The organism is Acinetobacter sp. UBA5984, from assembly GCF_002429925.1.
Lineage (GTDB): Bacteria > Pseudomonadota > Gammaproteobacteria > Pseudomonadales > Moraxellaceae > Acinetobacter > Acinetobacter variabilis.
The window spans coordinates 1-3,288 of record NZ_DJBE01000085.1 but is presented as its reverse complement, the minus strand read 5'-3'; the positions used below and the strand labels follow the sequence as shown (position 1 = coordinate 3,288).

Here is a 3,288-nt window from a genome sequence, read left to right as displayed (position 1 = left end):
GCCCGAGACTGTCTCCGGCACTTACCGGCACTGGTGCGGGAGGGAAATGCACATCATTACCTTCATAGTAGTGATTTTTTCATATATCAATCCTTAAGCAATCGTTAACCCTATTAATCCAGCCATTGAGAAATCTAACCTGCGTGTTAGGTACACCATCAGTTATGCTTAAAGAACGATAATAAGCTTTCCTAATTTCTGCGATACGTAACAATAGTTGCTCCTGATCTTCAATTGCATTAATGCACTGGTTTATATCATCATCCATTGTGTTGCTGTTCTTATCCCCGTATTGTGGACACAGCCCTAAGTGAGGTTCTTCTTTTCAAGTGGCATCGCCAGCGATTGTAATCGCACTAAATATAATTAAACACCATTATCCTCATTATTTTCCGGCAGACAAAGCCCTCACTGTAGATGTTACTTCACCAGCCTCAGTACAAATAAGCGTAACCCTGTTCAGTACTATTACGGTCAAAGCCCAGCCTGACGCGATAACACCCATGCGGGTCAAACCGTCGCACCAATACCTCCGGAATTATTTATAATGTGACTCTAGATACTTCTTAATCTCCGCTGCATTTTTATACTTAAAGTGTAACTCTTCTCCATTAAACACTCCATCAAGGCCATTAAGATTCTGGTCATTTTTTATAGAGGTGTTTATATCAAGATGATTAGAGGAGTATTTATAACCATAAACCTGATAAGAAACTGCATTTATTTTTCCGCAGAATGGCGTTGCTTCCAAGAGATCAGTACAATTACATTGTTTTGTTTGTATATGTTAACTAAAAATACTGTTTCAACATTAGGAAGATCACCATCAACCTCATAAGAATCCACTTTATAATGATTGCCATTACTTTCAAAATAAAGACCCAATGGATAATTGATGTCACTATCCTTCTTAATATAGACACTACTTTCGTTATCTAACTTAAATGGCCCTTGCACTATATCTGATTGAGCGACCGTATAAAAAGACAAAACTAAAAAGGACAGCCCTAAAATAAACCCACGCATAAATTTACTCCTTGTCCACGCCCAATAACGGGGCTACAGCATTAAACCTCTGTAGGCGATCAGAATAACCGTTCTGTCCACCATTAACTTTTTGCGTAACCTCGTATACGTTTAATGTACTGGCAGTTTTGTTCAGGTTCTTACTTGCCCAGAAGGAAAATGCTGACTCTACACCATATTCAATATTACTCATCACTAATTCGGGGCTTTCAATAAAGTCTCTCTTATCATCAGGATTCATTTGATTATGTTTATTAGTGAAAAGCCTATATCCATCTTTGCCAGTCAGTTGGATCATTCCCCTGCCTCTGTATTTATAGCCCTCACATGCAGGCGTATTTCTTTTTTTCCATGTCCTGTTTCCTGCGTTGAATAACTGTCAAACTCACCCGTATTTATTCTTTTTATCGGAAACTCATTTTTAAAGCATGATATAATTTACCCTGTTCCCCCTTAACTGCTAGCGAGTAATCAGTTTTTTATAATGCATCTGATCATACCTCACTGACTACATGTTTAAATCTGAACATAACATATTGTTATCCATGGATTTATTTTTATTATTGATATATCTTACCTTACACCATTTCCCATCATCACTAACAGACAATAAATTAACTTCATCACCTTTAATAAGATAGGTTTTCTTTATCTTATACACCGAGTCGTAAAAATAAGATCTCGCTGACACAACATTTATCGTTTGATATGATGAGCATTCATTTTTACCGGATTTAATTGGAGTTGCTTTAATTAAAACAAACTTTCCATTTGAATTTTTCTCATCCATAACTTCAACTTTTGCAGAGTCTTTATTAAATATAACCCAAGGGCTATTAACAAAAGTCTCGCACTTCCCTTTTTTATTTGCAATCACAATGGAGTAGTTGTCATCAAATAATGCATTCTTATTATTATACAACTTATATATCAATTTATCCGTACTATTATAAATTACAATTGACAGATGTTTTATTTTGTCGTTTAAGATTATGTTCGTGTCATAGGCATCCATATCATTTTCTATTTCTTCTGTTTTTTCACCTATAAAGTTCATATATTTTTCGGCTGGCGTCTTATCTAAATAACAAATACCTTCTTTAACCAATATTCCATTCTTTTTACTTTTAATATTCGAGTATAGACAATCGATAAAGAATTTATTGTTACTATATTTCAAAGTTGCATAGACCGTAGAATCATGCAACGATCTACTGTCAGCTATAATTGCAGGGGCATTTGAAAAAAAATCAAACGAATAAGAAGGGTTTCCTGTGTAATCTTCTGTGAAGTTTAATATTCCTTTTTTATCGTTTTTTTGTGCATAAATCACATTGTTTATTTTATCGTATCCGTAATTTATTGGCTCATCAGCAAAACTAACCATTGAGCATCCACTTAAGGAGAGCAATAACAGATATATATATTTATTCATTTTAAAACCCCTTGGAAATAGAAGACGTTTCTTCTAAAATGGTTTGGAATTTCATAGCATATGAAGCTATTAGAACCTTTTGATCACTACCGTTAATGATCTTTCTTGCCCCTTCGTAATCTATCCCACTATTGTTTATATACGAGGAAAGTTTCTTACCTGTAAACAAACCATCCTCCATACCCCAAATCATAATTGGCACAGCATGTTTAAAATCACCCGCGAGATCTGGTTGACTTACATAATCGATTTCAAATTTATCCTTTGCTTTTTGATAATTATTTTTCCAGGTAAGATGCACACATCCTCGCCCTCGATATTTATATCCATCACCCTCTTTCGTATTTCCGTTAACTAATGCTCTGTTTTTTAATGCCTGTGTTGCAGCAAGAACGGGATCGTATTTATTAAAGTAACTCAGACCACCTACCTCTGGTTGTTCACTAAAAAACTCACCAGTTGGGAAGTGATATGTCTCATGTCTCGTAGTTGCAAGCATATACGAAATGCCATATAAATTTGGTTTATACTCCAAATGTTTTGGATAAAAGTTATTTATGCTCTCTAGGATTTTTTTCAAATTATTTTTTGAATTTTGAGATAAAACTGGCGTACCTGAAGCAAAAGTAACATGTTCTTTTTCATAAAGGGCAATAAAAGCGTTAACATTAATTAATTTTGATTTTTCCTTCAGCGCGTCCAAAAAAACAATCGGATGCATATGCCAGGGTTCTGCCCCCAGCGCAACCCCCTTTTCTGCCGTTTTCTTCATCCACGTCATCTTATCCAGAAACGTGTCCAGATACGTCTTCCACAACGGCGCATCC

4 protein-coding genes are annotated in these 3,288 nt (G+C 35.4%); all 4 read right to left on the bottom strand.

Annotated elements, in window-relative coordinates; genetic code table 11:
• Positions 1-720 precede the first annotated feature (720 nt).
• Complete coding sequence (locus B3J29_RS15280) at positions 721-1,026, bottom strand: hypothetical protein (RefSeq protein WP_286966028.1); 306 nt, start codon at positions 1,024-1,026, stop codon at positions 721-723.
• A gap of 4 nt (positions 1,027-1,030) precedes the next feature.
• Positions 1,031-1,324 (bottom strand): hypothetical protein, encoded by a 294-nt coding sequence (locus B3J29_RS15275; RefSeq protein WP_286966027.1) that lies wholly within the window; start codon positions 1,322-1,324, stop codon positions 1,031-1,033.
• 210 nt (positions 1,325-1,534) lie between these two features.
• Complete coding sequence (locus B3J29_RS15270; RefSeq protein WP_286966026.1) at positions 1,535-2,461, bottom strand: hypothetical protein; 927 nt, start codon at positions 2,459-2,461, stop codon at positions 1,535-1,537.
• A 1-nt stretch (position 2,462) separates the two neighbouring features.
• On the bottom strand, positions 2,463-3,288 hold an 826-nt coding region (locus tag B3J29_RS15265), incomplete at its 5' end, for a hypothetical protein (RefSeq protein WP_286966025.1).

Excerpts from the sequence above, each read along its gene's own strand:
- B3J29_RS15270 (WP_286966026.1), bottom strand. The coding sequence starts at position 2,461 with ATGAATAAATATATATATCTGTTATTGCTCTCCTTAAGTGGATGCTCA.
- B3J29_RS15275 (WP_286966027.1), bottom strand. The coding sequence starts at position 1,324 with ATGATCCAACTGACTGGCAAAGATGGATATAGGCTTTTCACTAATAAA.
- B3J29_RS15280 (WP_286966028.1), bottom strand. The coding sequence starts at position 1,026 with ATGCGTGGGTTTATTTTAGGGCTGTCCTTTTTAGTTTTGTCTTTTTAT.